The following is an 18,132-nucleotide window of genomic DNA, read 5'->3' on the forward strand; positions in this document are numbered from 1 at the left end:
TAGGATAGGTGGGAGACTTTGAAGCAGGAACGCCAGTTCTTGTGGAGTCAACCTTGAAATACCACCCTTGTAGTGTTGATGTTCTAACTCTGGCCCCTGAATCGGGGTTGAGGACAGTGCCTGGTGGGTAGTTTGACTGGGGCGGTCTCCTCCCAAAGAGTAACGGAGGAGCACGAAGGTTGGCTAAGTACGGTCGGACATCGTACGGTTAGTGCAATGGCATAAGCCAGCTTAACTGCGAGACATACACGTCGAGCAGGTGCGAAAGCAGGTCATAGTGATCCGGTGGTTCTGAATGGAAGGGCCATCGCTCAACGGATAAAAGGTACTCCGGGGATAACAGGCTGATACCGCCCAAGAGTTCATATCGACGGCGGTGTTTGGCACCTCGATGTCGGCTCATCACATCCTGGGGCTGAAGTCGGTCCCAAGGGTATGGCTGTTCGCCATTTAAAGTGGTACGCGAGCTGGGTTCAGAACGTCGTGAGACAGTTCGGTCCCTATCTGCCGTGGGCGTTGGATGATTGAAGGGAGCTGCTCCTAGTACGAGAGGACCGGAGTGGACGAACCGCTGGTGTTCGGGTTGTCATGCCAATGGCATTGCCCGGTAGCTACGTTCGGAATCGATAACCGCTGAAAGCATCTAAGCGGGAAGCGAGCCCTAAGATGAGTCATCCCTAGGACTTTAAGTCCTCTAAAGGGCCGTAGGAGACTACTACGTTGATAGGCAAGGTGTGTAAGCGTTGTGAGGCGTTGAGCTAACTTGTACTAATGACCCGTGAGGCTTAACCATACAACCCAAAAGGGTTTCAGTTAATGGTTAACTTTAGCGAAAGAATACAGNCACTTGATTTAGTGTGACTCAAATTTAACTCTTGTATAAAGAGAACAGCTTTCTAAATTTATAATTTTGGTTAATTACGCAGGTAATTGTTTGGCTGACAAAGCCGTAACGAGCGAAGCGTGGAGTGTACTTTAGTACATGAGCACTGTAGCGAGGAAACAATGCCGTCAGACGGACAATTAACCAGTAAGAATTTGTCTGGAAACCATAGCATTGTGGTACCACCTGATCCCATCCCGAACTCAGAAGTGAAACGCAATCGCGCCGATGGTAGTGTGGGGTCTCCCCATGTGAGAGTAGGTCATTTCCAGACGCCTAATACTAAAAAGCCCGTTGCTAATGCAACGGGCTTTTTTCGTTTAACCGCTATTGAAATTATCACTCGAAAATGGGGAAATAAAAAGTCCGAACGTGGTGAGGCTCAAACTCATGTGGAGGTCGATAAATGTTCCAGACAATATCGACACTTCCGCCATCCTTGGCGGTCGTAGGGGGCAGCGTCTGTGCTTATCAAGCGCAGCTTGATGCTGGAGCTGAACCCGGAGAGCTAGCTTGAAGCTGACTATTACAGATGCCTAATGCTCTCGCAAGAGAGTCGATAAAGCCCGTAGCTAACGCCGCGGGCTTTTTGGTATATGAGTTTGCCCAACTTAGCCTGAATATCGGCTAGAGAGATTTAGATGATATTGATTACTTGATTATGCTTGGCGGCTAAGCGGGAGGTATTCACTTTGATACAAGCCCAATATCGATAGATACAGGGCTTGTGCCTTATAGGGCAAGTAGCTTATCTATGATGGGTGCATTAGCCGCAGGAAAGTCATAGTGTTGTAACTTATGTAAGTCAGCCCACTCTATTGGTTGTCCTTCAAGGCCTCTAGGCTCTCCAGAGAAGCTGTTTACTATATGGATATCGAGTAGGACTTGTTTGTCGGGATAATCGTGAGCAATTGTCATTAGAGGCGTTGTATCGCTAACAGTAATATTAACCTCTTCTTGCAACTCTCGGATTAGTGCTTGTGATGTTGTTTCATTATTTTCAACTTTACCACCTGGAAATTCCCATTTTCCACCTTGATGAAGATGGTCTGGGCGTTTAGCTAGCAGTACCTGATTGGTGGTATTCATAACAACACCAACGGCGACATGTACTCGTTTCATCGGTTAGTTGTCCTTGAAAAAGTCTGCTTCATCATACCCGAGTGCATCTAAGGACTCAGCATCGAACTCAGGTTTCACTGGAATGGCGTGTTTCTCTGACGCCCAGTCGCCAAGATCAATAAGCTTGCAGCGTTCGCTGCAGAAAGGTTTAAATTTAGATGTTACAGTCCACTCTACTTGGGCTTTGCAGGTCGGGCAGTTTACTACGGTTGGCATAAAAGCTCCCATTGTCGCTTTGGTGATTTATACGAATCCGATTAATCAGTCGAACGCTTAATTAATTGAATTGGCATTAAGCCCAATGGTAATCAGTTTAGCGACAGGTTGCCAACATAAAGTCGATGGTTTGGTCTGAATGTTTTTGTTGCTCAAATCCAACGAAGTGGATTGCGTAACGATTGCGATTACCGCTAATGGTGGGGTAACAGCCTTGTGCGGCATCGAGTTTAACTCTGATAAGAGATAATGCCTGCTCACTATTGCCTTGGTAAAATCCAGCAATGGCGGTTTCATCGGTGTAATGGGTGTTTTGACGAGTTAATTCAAGTAGCAGTTTGATGGGGGTGAGCAAGCAGTCGAAGTGGGCTATCCAAGTTCGATATTCCTGCAGGCGAACATCGAAGGGTTTTGCTAACCAAAAATGCAGTTGGGGTAAGTCAAAGTTGCAACAGGCACCCGGCATGCCAAATCGTTGTCTTAGTGCTGACAAGAAGCGGTCTTGTTTGAGTATTTGTCCGGGACGTTGGTAGTGGATTAAATATTTTCTGGCATCTTTTAGTCTATCGATAAGGTCAGTGAGCTGTTGTTTATCGGTGTTATTTTGATTTTGCCAGTGAGTTAATTGTTGTAGTTGTTTATCGATATCTTTAATAATTTCAATTTGATAATCACAGCGCTCTGTGAGTTCACACAAGGAGAATAGCGGATAAAAGCACCGATGTTGGTGGTCTTGAACTAGGTTACTCTGCAACTGATTGGCAAGATACTCGAGCCGTAAATAGCTGCGGGTTTTCTCATTGAGTGGCTGTTCATAGATCAATTTATTCATGACATTATCGGGTGCGACCGGCTAGTGTTAGGTATTTATTATGTAATACAGCTACCTTGCCTTTTAATGCTGATATCGTTCCTTGATTGTCGATGACATCATCAGCTTTTGACAGTTTCTCGGCTCTACTGGCCTGACTGTTTATTATGTTTTGGACTTGTTCTGCACTGACCGCATCGCGCTCGATGGTCCGCTTGGTTTGTAGTTCAGGTGAAATATCAACCACTAAAGTGCAATTGACTAAGCTATCTAAACCATTCTCAAATAGCAAGGGCACAACTAAAATAGCGTAGGGTGAGTCAGCTTTTTCTAATTGCGACAGCATTTCTGCCCTAATGAGTGGATGCAAAAGGGCATTAAGCCATTCACGATCGGCAGTATTACTAAAAATACGTTGCCTTAATGCTGCACGGTTAAGCTCGCCATTATCCAATAAGATGGTTTCGCCAAAGTGTTCGACTATTTTGGCTAATCCTTCACTGTCTTTGGCGACCACTTCTCGGCTGACGATGTCGGCATCAACCAAGGTGATCCCCAATTCGGCAAACAGGTTGGCCACGGTCGTTTTTCCACTGCCAATCCCCCCGGTTAATCCGACAACAAAATTTGACATGGCTGGCTCTTAAACTCTCAAAGTAGTGTTATAGACAAAGGTCGAGGGTTATAGGGTCGCTAAATAAGCGTTGACTATCTGCTCGCCCCATAACATGGCAATCCACCCAGCGATGGCAATATATGGGCCAAACGGAATGGGATTACCCGAGTTGATTTTCTTATTGACTATCATCGCGATGCCAACCACAGCCCCGACAACCGATGATAACAATATGATCAAAGGCAGCAACTGCCAACCTAACCAGGCACCGAATACGGCTAGCAGTTTAAAATCACCGTAGCCCATGCCTTCCTTACCTGTGAGTAACTTAAAGCCCCAAAAGACACTCCACAGGCTCAAGTAACCCGCGGCGGCACCAATGATGGCATCGGTGCTTGTGGCAAAGGTGCCATTGAGGTTAATGAGTAAACCTAACCAGAGTAGCGGTAAGGTGATTTGGTCGGGCAGTAGCATCTCGTCGAGATCGATAAAGGTTAGCGTTAGCAGGGCGAAAGTGAGCAATGTTGCCAAGGCAAATTGCCAGCTGGGACCAAAATGCAGGGCTAAATAAGCGATAGCAACGCCGGTAATTGCTTCAATTACCGGGTAGCGAGGTGAAATCGGCATGCTGCAACTGGCGCAGCGACCTCTAAGCATTAACCAGCCCACTATGGGAAGGTTATGCCAAGGTTTAATCGTGGTATTGCATTTGGGGCAAGCCGAGCCGGGGACTATCAAATTGTATTTGGCTGGAAAGGCATCGATAGGGGCGTCGAGTTTGTCGGCGATAGGGGCAATCAGGGCTTGATGATATTCCTTGAGGTATTGGTTGCATTCTTGCTGCCACTCGCGCTTCATCATCACAGGTAAACGGTGGATCACCACATTGAGAAAGCTGCCAATAGTGGCGGCAAAGACAAAACTGATGGTGGCAAACAGCCAAGGGTGCTGCGCCATTAAATCGATAAACTGAGTCATTATTGTACTTATCTTGTTGATGCTAACTAGTTACTAAAAATGGCATCTTCTATGCCAAAGTCGCCGGCCAATAGCTCATTTAACCAATGGCTTATTTAAATAGTCGCTTTAAATGCAATTGATTAATGAACTTCATTCAAGGGTTAGCCTACCACATTACCCATTTCGAAGATGGGTAAATACATGCCGACAATCAAGCCACCCACCACGGTACCTATCACCACCATCATAACGGGCTCAATAAGGCTAGACAATCCATCGACGGCATCATCCACCTGCATTTCGTAGATATTAGCCACCTTATTGAGCATCTCATCGAGGCCGCCAGACTCTTCACCAATCATCACCATTTGGATCAACATATCGGGAAATAGTCCTGTTGTACGCATGGCAACGTTCATCTGCATGCCCGACATCACCTCTTGGCGCACCTTTAATAGGGCTTTGCGATAGACATAGTTGCCCGATGCACCAGCAGCAGACTCTAAGCCATCAATTAATGGCACGCCGGCGGCAAATGTGGTGGCTAAGGTTCTGGCAAAACGCGCCATGGCACCTTTATGCAAAATGTCGCCGATAGCTGGGATCTTGAGGACTGCCTCGTCGACGCGATTACGAAAGGTTTCTGAAGTTAAGTGGGCGCGTTTGAATGCCCATACCCCAACAATGATGGCGATGACAAAGAAATACCATGAGCCTTGTAACCAGCGAGACAGACCAATAATTAATTGGGTAAAGGCGGGCAGCTCGGCGCCAAAACCATTAAAGATCTCTTCAAACTGGGGCACCACAAAGAGCAGCAATAATGAGGTGACCAAAATAGCGACTATCACTACAGCGGCCGGGTAAAACATGGCTTTTTTGATTTTAGACTTGAGTGCTTCGGCTTTTTCGCGGTAAGTGGCGATTCTGTCAAACACCGCATCGAGAGAGCCCGAGTGCTCGCCTGCGGCCACAAGGTCGACATACAGGTCGTCGAAATATTTGCGGTGGGGTTTGAGTGAGTCCGACAGCGGGATCCCCGACTGCACATCGGCAACGATAGTGGCGAGTAGCTCGCGCATCTTCGGCTTTTCATGGCCGCGGCCGAGCATCTCCAAGGTGGTCACTATGGGCACGCCGGCGGCCAACATGGTGGCAATCTGGCGGGTCATCATGGCGATATCCATGGCGGTGATCTTAGGGTCGCGTTTAAATAACGATTCGGCTTTTTTCTTAACGACTTTGGGGTTTACCCCTTGAGACTTTAGCTGGGCTTTGATTTCGGCAGCCGAGGTGCCGCGTAGTTCGCCACCGGTTTTTTTGCCATCACGATTGGTGCCTTTCCATTCGAAGGTAACGACCTTTGGCTGTGCCTTGGCCGCTTTTGGCTTTTTGCTTTTCGATGGGCTTTTTGACTTAGCAAGTGATGCGGTGGCCATGGTGTGTCCTTAACTCGTAAGTATTAAGTATTGAGCTGTATGTATTAAGTTGTAAGTCTTAGGCTGTAAGTTGCCAATCACTTATTGTTTTGGGCTAGAAGCTGGTCACACGGTTAATTTCGGCAATGCTGGTGACGCCGGCAATCACCTTACGTAGGCCAGAATCGCGCAGATCGCGCATGCCTTGCTCCTTGGCTTGGGTGGCAATTTGCAGTGAATTACCGCCTTCCATGATGGTGCGGGCAATTTCATCTGACATTTTCATCACCTCATAAATACCGACGCGGCCTTTATAGCCACCAGAGCAGAGGTCGCAGCCCACAGGCTTATACACGGTAAAGCCCTCATCGATTTGCAGTTGGGTAAAGCCAAGTTTTAATAGCTCGTGTTCGGGCACCTCTTCAGGCAAGCGGCACTCGGTGCATAGGCGTCTGGCAAGGCGCTGGGCAATAATCAGGTTAACCGAGCTGGCGATGTTATAGCCAGGCACGCCCATATTGAGCAAGCGGGTTAAGGTTTCGGCCGCCGAGTTAGTGTGCAGGGTCGAGAGCACTAAGTGGCCGGTTTGCGCCGCCTTGATGGCAATTTCGGCGGTTTCGAGATCGCGAATTTCCCCTACCATCACCACGTCGGGGTCTTGGCGTAAAAATGAGCGCAGCGCCGAGGCGAAGGTGAGGCCAGCTTTTAAGTTAATGTGAACCTGATTGACCCCCTCTAAGTTTATTTCGACCGGATCTTCGGCGGTGGAGATATTGCGCTCTTCGGTATTGAGAATATTCAGCCCGGTATAGAGGGAGACGGTTTTACCCGAGCCTGTAGGGCCGGTGACCAAGATCATGCCTTGGGGTTTAGCCAGCATCTGCTCATACAGCTCGCGCTGATCGTCTTCGTAGCCGAGCTTTTCGATGCCCAGCTGCGCCGAGGATGAGTCTAAGATACGCATTACGATTTTTTCGCCCCAGATGGTGGGCAGGGTGCTCACCCGAAAATCGATAGATTTAGTGCGCGACAGCTTCATCTTGATGCGGCCATCTTGGGGTACGCGGCGCTCGGCAATATCCAGCTTTGACATCACCTTGAGGCGCGCCGATATGCGGCCCGAGAGGTTGACCGGCGGCTCGGAGACTTGATGCAATATGCCATCGACCCGAAAACGGATGCGGTAGCGCTTCTCGTAAGGCTCAAAGTGTAAGTCCGACGCCCCTTTACGTATGGCGTCGGTCAAAATTTTATTGATATAGATAACAATTGGCGCATCGTCACTAGCATCCCCCGTCGGCTCATCATGCTGCTTGTCGGTATCGGTGATCTCGATGCCCGAGAGGGAGTCGGCATCTATGCCGTCTAAATCCAGCGCTGAGATATCCTCTTCGAGCACCTTTTCCAGCGCCTTGGTGAGTTTGTCATCTTCGACTAATATCGCCTCGGCGTGCAGCCCGGCGCTAAATTGAAAGTCTTCTAGTGCGGCAATATTGGTGGGATCTGAGGTACCAATATAGAGGCGGTTACCGCGCTTAAACAGCGGCAGGCAGCGGTGTTTCTCTATGAGTTTACGATTGAGAAAGTCTTCGGGGATGCTGCTCAGGTCGAATTCATTTAGGTCTAGTAGCGGCGTGCCATATTCTTCATAACAGAGCTCGGCAATCTCACGGGCGGAGAGCAGCTTATCGGCGACTATGGTGGAGACTAAGGATTGCTTGGCTTGGCGCGAGCGGGTTATTGCGGATGCAATTTGGGCTTCGCTTAGGAGATGCTTGCGAATAAAGAGGGTGGATAATCCTAAGTGAAGACCTGTGGTTGGCATGATTTCAACCGTAGTAGATAAATTATATTCTTAAAATGACCAAAGAGAGCTTAGCTCCCTTTGGTGTCTTTTGTTTAATATCAACAGCCTTTATTATGTGCAACTACCTGGTAACCAACTTGTTTTGGCCGGTGAAACTGCTGTACCAGTGCATTTCCACTCTGTAAGATTGAATCCACCAGCAGTTGTAAAGTCTGTAGCTGCTGCTGCTGCCGCGCCATTTTGTGGTGTTAACAAAATTGATAAACCTTCTAAATCACTTCCAGTAGTCGCTGTAACAGTAATCACTCCTGCTGCAGAAGTAGTTAGAGTTCCTGCATATTTTGTGGCAACGAAACCATCGCCACATGCAGCAGGGCTTGCTCCGTATTGAGCTTTCTCACTAACACAAGTTTTAGCTGTACTTGCTGCTAACATTATTTCTGAGGCCTTTGCTCTAGAGGTATAATCCTGATAAGCAGGCAGTGCGATAGCCGCTAGAATACCGATGATCGCGACTACGATCATCAATTCGATCAGGGTGAAACCCTTAGCGTTGTTGATTTGTTGGTTCAATTGGATACCTTTCATTGTTACGCTCTCCGTTGGACGATAATGTTATCTTATTGTTTAGTAATTGTTTGCTATGCTTATTGTTTTCTATCCAATTAACTACTATCAGGTTATTAGTTAATAGCTGATAGGTCATTGGCTTATCAATTGCCATTAACTTGAGGATTTGGCAGCAATGATGCCGATGTTATCCTAGGTTAAGGTAGCGCATTAATAAGTTGTACAACATTACTGGTGTACCGTATGTCGTTTGGGTAGCTTTACCCACTGCCCACTACCCACTTTAGCCACTACTCACTTTAGCAGTGAACCAGTAAGCAGTTTAAGTTATAGCCACCTAGTTAACCTAGCCTTAACTTAGGTTTAACCTAGGTGGCCAGTGTGCAATGTAACACCTTGGTTTCAACAATAAAGATAAATGTTAGTTTACTTAACTCAACTTATCTTTTTGTTTAGCCTGTTGGGTGGCGTATCTTCTGCAATACTAGCCCATTTTCGTCATATTCATCATTTCGACTGAGTATTTAGTCTAGCTTGGTAGAGAGCTGGCTGAAATGGCTGGCTCACCTGCTGTCAAAGTTAGTACAAAGTTAACTGGAATGGAACTACCAATGACAACAAAGTACTAATTTTGCGATAAATTTGTCTAATGCTGGGGTGTTTTTGAAAAAACAGTTCTAACATAATTTTGTCGCTATCTAAATAAATGGCACATTTCACCCATTAGTCAAAAAAATGTTGTTTACCAAGTGAGGAGACTCGCTATGAGCTTGACTACTGCAGCCAAATTATTGTCAGTCGTAAGTTTTACATTGGTGCTCTTGATGACTTATTTATAGGGGGGTGCCTGTGGTTTTAGGTGACGATAATGGGCTTGAGTGATTTAGCCTTGGTTGTGTGTTGGGCTGCATGCCAGTAGCAACCTATTATTATCTTTTTTGTTACATTTTGGGTGGTGTGACGGTTTTTTTGGGGTCATTAGCGCTTATAAATAGTGCTTAAAATTAGGCGAGCTTACATGAGGTCGTGTACTAGGCTTGGTGATTAGGTCGGTTTTAGTCATTAGCCGTACAGCATGGACTGCCTCCTCTGCTTTATCTTTTTAAGGATGGTTGTGATTAAGCCGAGCCGCTGGTGATGCGGCTCGATAAGTCAGATAGATGAGGTGCTAGCGTATTGCCTTGAGCGACACCTCATGCTGATGGTGTAAGACTGATGACCTTGAGGGCGAGTCGGTTGGGGCTAATCTTTCAGCCTTAACGATAGGTCGAGCGCTTTAAGGTGTTTAGTGAGCGCGCCGACTGAGATGTAGTCGACACCTGTGCTGGCAAAGTCGCCGATGGTGTCTAAGGTGACGTTGCCCGATACTTCTAGCTTAGCGCGCTGGGCCTCAGGGTAGCGGTTATTAAGCTCGACCGCCTGTAACATCATGGTGACGTCGAAATTGTCTAACATCACGATATCGCTTTGGGCGTCTAAGGCTTGGGTTAATTCGTCGAGACTTTCGACCTCAACCTCGACCAATTTATCGCTGGCCAATTGACGGGCGGCGTTAATCGCGTGAGCAATTGATCCACAGGCCATGATGTGATTTTCTTTGATTAAAAAGGCATCGAATAACCCGATACGATGGTTTTGTCCGCCACCGCAGGTGACCGCGTATTTTTGGGCGGTGCGCAGCCCTGGGATGGTTTTGCGGGTGTCGAGTAGCTTACAGTGAGTGCCTGCGATTTTATCGACATAATGTTTTGTGAGGGTGGCCACGCCCGATAAGGTTTGGATAAAGTTCATGGCGGTGCGCTCACCGGTCAAAATGGCACGCGCCGGGCCCGACAGTTCACACAATACTTGGTTGGGGACGAGTAGATCGCCGTCATCAACATGCCAATGGAGGGCAACTTCGCTGCCGAGCTGATTAAAGACTTGCTCTGCCCATGCCTTACCGCAAAATACGCCCTCTTCACGGGTGATGAGGGTGGCCTGTGCATAGCGATCGCTTGGGATCAGTTGGGCGGTAATATCGGCGCTGAGTTTTTCTTGGGCACTCAAATTGCTGTCGGCTTGGTAGCCTAAATCTTCTTCGAGGGCGATTTTAACCGCGAGTCTTATATCATTTTCCAACATGTTTCTGTCCTCTGTGAGTAGCAGTCTCTCGTGGCGGTTAGCGACCTGTGGTTAATTATCCCGTTTGTGGAGACATTAAGAGTGGCGTAAATGCCTTATGGCGTTGTGCCCGTATTGGCTGCTAGCACTGGTGTTTTGTATTGGAATGATAGCAAATATGAATCTGAAAAAGCAGCGTAAATTATAGATTGAGTTACCGCCCTTATCTATAACAAAACGCTTGTTAGCGGTGATAAGTGTTTATCACTGTGTATGGCGATGATTGTTGATGAGGTTTTATCGGTCGCGGCGCCTTAACTAGCGAGGCGAGACAAATGCAGGTAAAGTGGATTTCACATTTTTTTTTGCTATTTTAGGCGGGTGAATTCGCCGCTATTGGCTTTTAAACTCAGCGATTAATGTTAACCATCGCTGGCGTAGGGCCGTACACCTACTTTAGACAATATAAAGATAGGCAAATGAGCCGCATTCGAGGCAAGATGAGTAAACTAACAATGCAAGATGATGGCTGGATCAGCCATGCAAGGCGCTGTGTATCGCCACACTTTAATCCGCGGCCTCATGGCGAGGTGAGCTTATTAGTGATCCACAACATTAGCTTACCTGCGGGTCAATTTGGTTTGCCGTATATTGACCAACTGTTTCAAGGCTGCATCGATGTGAGCGCTGACGACAGCTTTTGTGAGTTGGCCCAATTAACGGTATCGGCCCATTTTTTAATTCGCCGTGATGGGGAGTTAGTGCAGTATGTCAGCTGTGATGACAGGGCTTGGCATGCGGGTGTGTCGTGCTATGAGGGGCGCGAGGGGTGTAATGATTTTGCCATAGGGGTCGAGTTAGAGGGCACGGACGATATTGCCTATACCTATGCCCAATATGCGACATTACAACAATTAACCTTAGCCTTGTTTGACGCCTACCCTTTGCTCAATGGCGAGCGAATAGTAGGACATTGTGATATAGCGCCTGGGCGTAAAACTGATCCTGGTGGAAGTTTTGACTGGTCTAGGTATAAAAAGAATCTACTCGGCTATGCCGATAAGACCATTGATTGACAAGGTAAGGAGACTGAGATGGCGCTGTTTTCGTTGTTGATAGCGATTATGATTGAGCGGTTAAAATTGTTGCCACAAGCTTGGCAGCTAGAGACCTTGTTGGCTTGGTATAACAAGGCTTTTTTTGGTGATAACTCGCTGAAAAATGAGCCCATGATGCTGCTGGCGCTGTTGTTACCCGCGGTGAGTGTACAGGTGTTGGCTTGGTTTGTTGAGGGGATGTTTTGGGGGCTTATTAGCTTACTGTTATGGGTGGCGGTGGCGATTTTATGCTTTAGTCATCTCAAGCAGCGGCAAGTCTTTAAGCAGTATATTCAAGCGGCGTGCCGAGGAGATGTACAAGCATGTTATCACTTTGCCGAGGCTCTTGATCCCAGCGTTAGCCTCGATGCGATATCGGAAACTGACTTAGGTGCTAAGGTGGGTCAGACCGTGGCTTGGGTTAATTATCGTTTTTATGGTGCAGTGGCGCTGTATTTAATTTTCTGTGGGCCAGCTGGCGCCGTGCTTTATTGTACCGTGCGTTATTTTGCCGATGAGGCCGCTAGCCAAAAAATCCGCTTACCGCTGGTGGACTCGGCGTTGACCGTGCTTGATTGGCTACCGAGTCGCTTGATCGCGTTTGGTTATGTTTTGAGCGGTCATTTTTCGGCAGCATTTAGTCGCTGGCGCCGCTTGGCGCTGCAATGGCGAATGCCTGCCAGAACCGTGATAGCCGAAGTGGCCTTGGCTGCCGAAACTCTCGAGGCCTCATCGGCGACGCCCATATGTGTGCAATCGACTATCTCTTTGCTGCAGTTGAGTAAACGAAATTTTATCCTGTTAGTCACGGGATTATCTTTGTTAACGATATTTGGCGTGGTGGCATAGCGGCACCGACTTACATCAGGATAGCGTGCGAGGGGGTTGACCTTGTTATTGGCAAATGGTCAGACCCCCTGCGGCAAAATATCAGCTATCCTCACAAATCCTGAGGCAATATGAAGCAGATCACGAACTAGACATCTCAAATGTGATTTGATAAAGTGCGCTCAGTCAATTAAATTGGTAAGACCAATTTACAATAGGAGCTGAGGCCCATATGGCTTATAGCAAAATCAACCAGCCAAAAATCTCTGACGTGATAATGGGTCAGTTGGAGCAGATGATCCTAGAGGGGAGTCTGCAACCGGGACAAAAATTACCGCCAGAGCGTGAATTGGCACTGCAATTTGAAGTCTCTCGACCCTCTCTTCGTGAAGCCATTCAAAAGTTAGAAGCAAAAGGATTGTTGCTCCGTCGTCAAGGCGGTGGCACTTATGTCAAAGAGCAACTTTGGCAGAGTTTGGCCGATCCTATTGTGGAGCTGATGCACAGCGATTCTGAGAGTCAATACGACCTACTCGAGTTTCGTCACGCCACTGAAGGCATGATGGCTTATTTTGCGGCGCTTCGGGGTACCGATGCGGATATGCAAAACATCAAACAAAAAATCCAAGCGGTAGAAGCCGCTCCGAATATTGAGGAGCAGGCCGAAGCGATCGTGTGTTTTTATCGCGCGGTTGCCGAGGCATCGCACAATGTGGCGATGCTACACTTGGTACTGAGTTTATCTCCCGTGCTGCATAAGAATGTGGCGCAAAACTTAGAGTTGCTTAAGCGTAGAGCTGACGCCTCTAAGATGGCAAATGAGCATCGGCGAGATTTACTTGCCGCTATCGTGCGCCGCGATCCCGAAGCAGCAAGAGAAGCCTCGAACGAACATTTAAGTTATATCGAGGAAGTGATGTTGTCTGTACGGGAAGAAGACAGTCGGTTGCAGCGTAGTCTGCGCCGCCTAAAAAGTGGTGTTTAGGCAAGTATCCTAAGCGCTATTTTTTATCACTTAATTCATATTATTCATGTATATAGGGAAGGACTGCGAAATGTCTGAACATATGCTACAAGATTTAGATCCGTTAGAGACTCAAGAGTGGGTTGATTCACTGCAAGCTGTATTAGAGCAGGAAGGCCCAGAGCGTGCTCATTATCTGTTAGAAAAGCTAATTGATAAGGCGCGTCGTAACGGTACCCATCTACCTTATAAAGCGACGACCGCGTATTTAAATACGATTCCAGCTGGCCAAGAGCCGCATATGCCGGGCAACCAAGAGATGGAGCGTCGTATTCGCGCTATCGTGCGCTGGAACGCTTTGGCTATGGTACTGCGCGGATCGAAAAAAGATCTTGAGCTAGGTGGTCACATTTCCAGTTTCGCCTCTAGTGCCACGATTTACGATGTGTGTTTTAACCATTTCTTCCGTGCGCCTAATGAAAAAGATGGCGGCGATTTGGTTTATTTCCAAGGTCATATTGCACCGGGTATCTACTCGCGTTCATTCCTTGAAGGGCGAATTACCGAAGATCAGATGAACAACTTCCGTCAAGAAGTTGATGGCAAAGGTCTCTCTTCATACCCACACCCTAAGTTGATGCCTGACTACTGGCAGTTCCCGACGGTTTCTATGGGTCTTGGTCCAATTCAAGCGATTTACCAAGCCCGTTACCTTAAGTATCTTACCGACCGTGGTCTGAAAGATTGCTCTGAGCAAACCGTATACTGTTTCTTGGGTGATGGTGAGTGTGATGAGCCTGAAACATTAGGTGCCATCGGCCTTGCTGCCCGTGAAGAGCTGGATAACTTGGTGTTTATTGTTAACTGTAACTTACAGCGTCTCGATGGTCCTGTTCGTGGTAACGGTAAGATCATCCAAGAGCTTGAAGGTGAATTCCGCGGCGCAGGCTGGGAAGCGGTTAAAGTGATTTGGGGTCGCTACTGGGATCCACTATTGGCGCGTGACACTAGCGGCAAGCTACTGCAGTTGATGGAAGAAACCGTTGATGGTGAATACCAAAACTGTAAAGCCAAAGGCGGCGCCTATACGCGTGAGCACTTCTTTGGTAAGTACCCTGAGACTGCCGAGATGGTGGCTAACATGTCAGATGATGACATTTGGCGTCTAAACCGTGGTGGTCATGACCCAGTTAAGATTTTTGCTGCGCTGCAGCATGCTAAAAACACTAAGGGTCGTCCAACGGTTATCCTAGCTAAAACCGTAAAAGGTTATGGTATGGGTGATGCGGGTGAAGGTAAAAACATCGCCCACAACGTGAAGAAGATGGGTGTTGAATCACTTAAATATTTCCGCGATCGTTTCAATATTCCGATCCCTGATGACCAGTTAGAAGATATTCCTTTCTATCATCCAGGTGCCGATTCTGAAGAGGTTAAGTACCTCAAAGCGCGTCGTGAAGAGCTGCATGGGGCAATGCCTGCGCGTCGCTCTAAATTCTCAGAAGATCTAGAAGTGCCATCACTGAAGATTTTTGACTCGGTGCTTAAAGGCTCTAATGGCCGTGAAATTTCAAGCACCATGGCGTTTGTGCGTATTTTGACTGCACTGCTCAAAGACAAGAAAATCGGTAAGCGTATCGTGCCAATTATTCCTGATGAAGCGCGTACTTTTGGTATGGAAGGTCTGTTCCGTCAAGTGGGTATTTACGCACACGAAGGGCAGAAGTATATCCCACAAGACTCTGATCAAGTGGCTTACTACCGCGAAGATAAGTCGGGCCAAGTACTGCAAGAAGGGATTAACGAGCTAGGTGCAATGTCATCTTGGGTCGCGGCGGCAACCAGTTATTCGGTTAACGACATGCCAACGATCCCTTTCTATATCTATTACTCTATGTTTGGTTTCCAACGTATTGGTGATATGGCATGGGCTGCTGGTGATATGCGTGCGCGTGGCTTTATGGTCGGTGGCACGTCAGGGCGTACCACGCTTAACGGCGAAGGTCTGCAGCATCAAGATGGCCACAGCCATGTATTAGCCAACACAATTCCAAACTGTATCTCTTATGATCCCACTTACGGTTATGAGATTGCGGTTGTGGTTCAAGATGGTATCCGTCGTATGTATGGCGAAAACCAAGAAGATATCTTCTACTACTTGACCACAATGAACGAAAACTACGTTCAGCCAGAAATGCCTGAAGGCGCAGAAGAGGGTATCGTTAAAGGTATCTACAAGCTTGAGTCTGTTTCGGGTAGCGGCAAAGGTAAGGTACAGCTTATGGGCTGTGGCACCATCCTTGAGCAAGTGCGTAAAGCGGCGCAAGCGCTGGCAAAAGATTTCGGTATTTCGTCAGATGTCTTTAGCGTCACTAGTTTCAACGAGCTAACTCGCGATGGTCAGGCTGCTGAGCGTTACAACATGCTGCACCCAACTGAAACGCCTAAGCAAGCTTATATTAGCCAAGTGCTATCGAGTGAGTCACCTGCGATTGTGGCGACGGACTACATGAAGATATACGGCGAGCAACTGCGTGCTTATATCCCAACAGACTACAAAGTACTAGGTACTGACGGTTTCGGCCGCTCTGACAGTCGCGATAATTTACGTCATCACTTTGAAGTGGACGCCAAGTTTATTGTTATCGCTGCACTTAAGTCACTCGTTGACCGCAACGAATTGCCAGTGGATGTGTTGACTAAAGCGATTGCTGAATACGGCATCGACGTTGACAAGATCAACCCACAGTACGCGTAAGGGAACAGATAATGGCTGAATTAAAAGAAGTGTTAGTCCCCGATATTGGTGGGGATGAAGTACAAGTTATCGAGATCTGCGTTGCTGTCGGTGACAGTATCGAAGCAGAAGAGTCGATCATTACGGTAGAAAGCGATAAGGCGACCATGGATATTCCTGCGCCTTTCGCTGGCACCCTTGCTGAGCTGAAAGTGGCTGTAGGCGACACAGTGTCAGAAGGCACCTTGATTGCGATGATGAGCGCCGCGGGGGCAGAGACTGCAGCGCCTGCGCCAGCAGCAGAAACGCCAGCTCCAGCCGCACCTGCCGCTGAGCCGACGCCTGTAGCCGCGCCAGTTGCTGCAGCGCCATCGGCGCCACAGATTATTGAAGTGACCGTGCCCGATATCGGCGATGCGTCCGATGTGGATGTGATTGAAGTATTAGTGGCCGTGGGTGACAGTATCGATGTGGATACTGGGCTTATCACCCTTGAAACCGATAAAGCCACCATGGAGGTGCCTGCACCTGCTGCGGGTGTGGTGACTGAACTGAAAGTCGCTGTGGGCGATAAGGTGTCTCAAGGCTCGCTAGTATTGATGCTGCAAGTTGCTGGCGGTGAAGCCGCTGCACCTGCACCCGTTGCAGAGGCTGCTCCAGCGCCTGCGGCCGCGCAAGCAGCAACTAGGGTTGAAGTGAAAGAGATTGCCGTACCAGATATTGGCGATGCCGCTGATGTCGATGTGATTGAAGTGCTGGTGGCTGTGGGCGATATGATTGAAGCCGACCAAGGCCTTATCACGCTTGAAACCGACAAAGCGACCATGGAAGTGCCAGCGCCGTTTGCCGGTAAACTGGTATCGTTAACGGTGAAGGTGGGCGATAAAGTTTCTCAAGGTAGTGTTATCGCAACAGTTGAGACTCAGTCAGCTGCGCCAGCTGCAGCGCCTACACCAGCCGCAGCGCCTGCGCCAGTTGTTCCTGCACAGGCTCCTACTGCACAGGCTCCTACTGCAAGTAAGCCGCCAGTACCGCATCACCCAAGTGCCGGTAGCACGCCTAAGACTGGCGCGGTACATGCATCACCTGCCGTGCGCCGTTTGGCGCGCGAATTTGGTGCCGACTTAAACTTGGTCACAGGGACTGGGCGTAAAGGACGTATTCTTAAGGAAGACGTACAAGCGTTTATCAAGTATGAGCTAAGCCGTCCAAAAGCCACCGCGGCGACAGCCGTTGCGGGTGGCGCTGGTGGGCTCAATGTGATTGCCGCGCCTAAGGTTGATTTTGCTAAGTTTGGCGAAGTGGAAGAAGTACCACTAAGCCGTATTCAGAAGATCTCGGGTCCAAACCTTCACCGTAACTGGGTCACGATTCCCCATGTGACACAGTTCGATGAGGCCGATATCACTGAGATGGAAGCGTTCCGTAAGCAGCAAAATGAGCTGGCGGCTAAGCAGAAGAGCGGCATCAAGATCACCCCATTGGTGTTTATGATGAAAGCCGTTGCTAAGACACTGCAACAGTTCCCAGTGTTCAACGCTAGCTTGAGCCCTGATGGCGAGTCGCTGATCAAGAAGAAGTACTACCATATCGGTGTGGCTGTCGATACGCCTAACGGCTTGGTCGTACCGGTTGTACGTGATGTCGATAAGAAAGGCATTCTTGAATTATCTGCCGAGCTGATGGAGATCTCTATCAAGGCCCGTGACGGTAAGCTAAAAGCGACCGACATGCAGGGCAGTTGTTTCACCATCTCTAGCCTCGGCGGTATTGGTGGTACGGCATTTACACCGATTGTGAATTACCCTGATGTGGCGATTCTTGGTGTCTCTAAGTCAGAGATTAAACCTAAGTGGAATGGTAAAGATTTCGAGCCTAAGTTAATGTTGCCGCTGTCTTTATCTTATGATCACCGCGTTATCGATGGCGCTATGGCCGCACGCTTCAGTGTGACGCTGTCAAGTATGCTGTCCGACATACGTACACTTATTTTGTAATGA

At 48.2% G+C, this 18,132-nt stretch carries 14 protein-coding genes and 2 rRNA genes; 7 read left to right on the top strand and 9 right to left on the bottom strand.

Annotation, left to right across the window (positions count from 1 at the left end; translation table 11 throughout):
- Positions 1-793: ribosomal RNA gene (locus DN599_RS07435) — 23S ribosomal RNA — on the top strand; the annotation flags it as partial.
- Between the two features lie 248 nt (positions 794-1,041).
- Positions 1,042-1,157, top strand: a 5S ribosomal RNA gene (gene rrf / locus DN599_RS07440).
- 458 nt (positions 1,158-1,615) lie between these two features.
- Here the strand turns inward: rrf and mutT are convergent.
- From mutT to nadC, 9 genes are all read right to left on the bottom strand, one after another.
- Positions 1,616-2,005, bottom strand: coding sequence for an 8-oxo-dGTP diphosphatase MutT (gene mutT / locus DN599_RS07445; protein ID WP_110457004.1), 390 nt, complete (start codon positions 2,003-2,005; stop codon positions 1,616-1,618).
- Positions 2,006-2,008: 3 nt separating this feature from the next.
- Positions 2,009-2,221, bottom strand: coding sequence for a DNA gyrase inhibitor YacG (gene yacG, locus DN599_RS07450; protein WP_110457499.1), 213 nt, complete (start codon positions 2,219-2,221; stop codon positions 2,009-2,011).
- 97 nt (positions 2,222-2,318) lie between these two features.
- Complete coding sequence (gene zapD, locus DN599_RS07455; protein WP_110457005.1) at positions 2,319-3,053, bottom strand: cell division protein ZapD; 735 nt, start codon at positions 3,051-3,053, stop codon at positions 2,319-2,321.
- A gap of 4 nt (positions 3,054-3,057) precedes the next feature.
- Positions 3,058-3,666, bottom strand: a complete 609-nt coding sequence (gene coaE / locus DN599_RS07460; protein ID WP_110457006.1) for a dephospho-CoA kinase — start codon at positions 3,664-3,666, stop codon at positions 3,058-3,060.
- Between the two features lie 48 nt (positions 3,667-3,714).
- Positions 3,715-4,626 (bottom strand): prepilin peptidase, encoded by a 912-nt coding sequence (locus DN599_RS07465; RefSeq protein WP_110457007.1) that lies wholly within the window; start codon positions 4,624-4,626, stop codon positions 3,715-3,717.
- A 143-nt stretch (positions 4,627-4,769) separates the two neighbouring features.
- Positions 4,770-6,047, bottom strand: a complete 1,278-nt coding sequence (locus DN599_RS07470; protein WP_110457008.1) for a type II secretion system F family protein — start codon at positions 6,045-6,047, stop codon at positions 4,770-4,772.
- A 94-nt stretch (positions 6,048-6,141) separates the two neighbouring features.
- A complete protein-coding gene (gene pilB / locus DN599_RS07475) occupies positions 6,142-7,851 on the bottom strand; it encodes a type IV-A pilus assembly ATPase PilB (protein WP_110457009.1) in 1,710 nt (569 codons plus the stop codon).
- A 93-nt stretch (positions 7,852-7,944) separates the two neighbouring features.
- Positions 7,945-8,421 carry a pilin gene (locus DN599_RS07480; protein WP_110457010.1) on the bottom strand — a complete coding sequence of 159 codons (477 nt, stop codon included), beginning with the start codon at positions 8,419-8,421 and terminating at the stop codon, positions 7,945-7,947.
- A 1,224-nt stretch (positions 8,422-9,645) separates the two neighbouring features.
- Positions 9,646-10,527, bottom strand: a complete 882-nt coding sequence (nadC, locus tag DN599_RS07485; protein WP_110457011.1) for a carboxylating nicotinate-nucleotide diphosphorylase — start codon at positions 10,525-10,527, stop codon at positions 9,646-9,648.
- A gap of 479 nt (positions 10,528-11,006) precedes the next feature.
- Between nadC and ampD the strand changes: the two genes are divergently transcribed.
- The 5 genes from ampD to aceF all read left to right on the top strand — a co-directional run bounded on the left by ampD (position 11,007) and on the right by aceF (position 18,129).
- Complete coding sequence (gene ampD, locus DN599_RS07490; RefSeq protein ID WP_110457500.1) at positions 11,007-11,582, top strand: 1,6-anhydro-N-acetylmuramyl-L-alanine amidase AmpD; 576 nt, start codon at positions 11,007-11,009, stop codon at positions 11,580-11,582.
- A gap of 18 nt (positions 11,583-11,600) precedes the next feature.
- Positions 11,601-12,452: a beta-lactamase regulator AmpE gene (gene ampE, locus DN599_RS07495; RefSeq protein WP_110457012.1), complete on the top strand. Its 852-nt coding sequence runs from the start codon at positions 11,601-11,603 to the stop codon at positions 12,450-12,452.
- 211 nt (positions 12,453-12,663) lie between these two features.
- The gene (gene pdhR, locus DN599_RS07500; protein ID WP_110457013.1) at positions 12,664-13,416 is read left to right on the top strand and encodes a pyruvate dehydrogenase complex transcriptional repressor PdhR; all 753 of its coding nucleotides are present in this window, start codon (positions 12,664-12,666) and stop codon (positions 13,414-13,416) included.
- A gap of 70 nt (positions 13,417-13,486) precedes the next feature.
- Positions 13,487-16,153, top strand: a complete 2,667-nt coding sequence (gene aceE / locus DN599_RS07505; RefSeq protein ID WP_110457014.1) for a pyruvate dehydrogenase (acetyl-transferring), homodimeric type — start codon at positions 13,487-13,489, stop codon at positions 16,151-16,153.
- Between the two features lie 11 nt (positions 16,154-16,164).
- Positions 16,165-18,129 (top strand): pyruvate dehydrogenase complex dihydrolipoyllysine-residue acetyltransferase, encoded by a 1,965-nt coding sequence (gene aceF, locus DN599_RS07510; RefSeq protein WP_110457015.1) that lies wholly within the window; start codon positions 16,165-16,167, stop codon positions 18,127-18,129.
- The last annotated feature ends 3 nt before the right edge of the window (positions 18,130-18,132 follow it).

This window comes from Shewanella algidipiscicola (assembly GCF_900380485.1).
GTDB lineage: Bacteria > Pseudomonadota > Gammaproteobacteria > Enterobacterales > Shewanellaceae > Shewanella > Shewanella algidipiscicola.

Bases quoted from the DNA above. Each gene is read 5' to 3' on its own strand.
- ampD (WP_110457500.1), top strand. From the start codon at position 11,007: ATGAGTAAACTAACAATGCAAGATGATGGCTGGATCAGCCATGCAAGG.
- aceF (WP_110457015.1), top strand. From the start codon at position 16,165: ATGGCTGAATTAAAAGAAGTGTTAGTCCCCGATATTGGTGGGGATGAA.
- nadC (WP_110457011.1), bottom strand. From the start codon at position 10,527: ATGTTGGAAAATGATATAAGACTCGCGGTTAAAATCGCCCTCGAAGAA.
- ampE (WP_110457012.1), top strand. From the start codon at position 11,601: ATGGCGCTGTTTTCGTTGTTGATAGCGATTATGATTGAGCGGTTAAAA.
- mutT (WP_110457004.1), bottom strand. From the start codon at position 2,005: ATGAAACGAGTACATGTCGCCGTTGGTGTTGTTATGAATACCACCAAT.
- yacG (WP_110457499.1), bottom strand. From the start codon at position 2,221: ATGCCAACCGTAGTAAACTGCCCGACCTGCAAAGCCCAAGTAGAGTGG.
- DN599_RS07465 (WP_110457007.1), bottom strand. From the start codon at position 4,626: ATGACTCAGTTTATCGATTTAATGGCGCAGCACCCTTGGCTGTTTGCC.
- pilB (WP_110457009.1), bottom strand. From the start codon at position 7,851: ATGCCAACCACAGGTCTTCACTTAGGATTATCCACCCTCTTTATTCGC.
- DN599_RS07480 (WP_110457010.1), bottom strand. From the start codon at position 8,421: ATGAAAGGTATCCAATTGAACCAACAAATCAACAACGCTAAGGGTTTC.
- aceE (WP_110457014.1), top strand. From the start codon at position 13,487: ATGTCTGAACATATGCTACAAGATTTAGATCCGTTAGAGACTCAAGAG.
- zapD (WP_110457005.1), bottom strand. From the start codon at position 3,053: ATGAATAAATTGATCTATGAACAGCCACTCAATGAGAAAACCCGCAGC.
- pdhR (WP_110457013.1), top strand. From the start codon at position 12,664: ATGGCTTATAGCAAAATCAACCAGCCAAAAATCTCTGACGTGATAATG.
- DN599_RS07470 (WP_110457008.1), bottom strand. From the start codon at position 6,047: ATGGCCACCGCATCACTTGCTAAGTCAAAAAGCCCATCGAAAAGCAAA.
- coaE (WP_110457006.1), bottom strand. From the start codon at position 3,666: ATGTCAAATTTTGTTGTCGGATTAACCGGGGGGATTGGCAGTGGAAAA.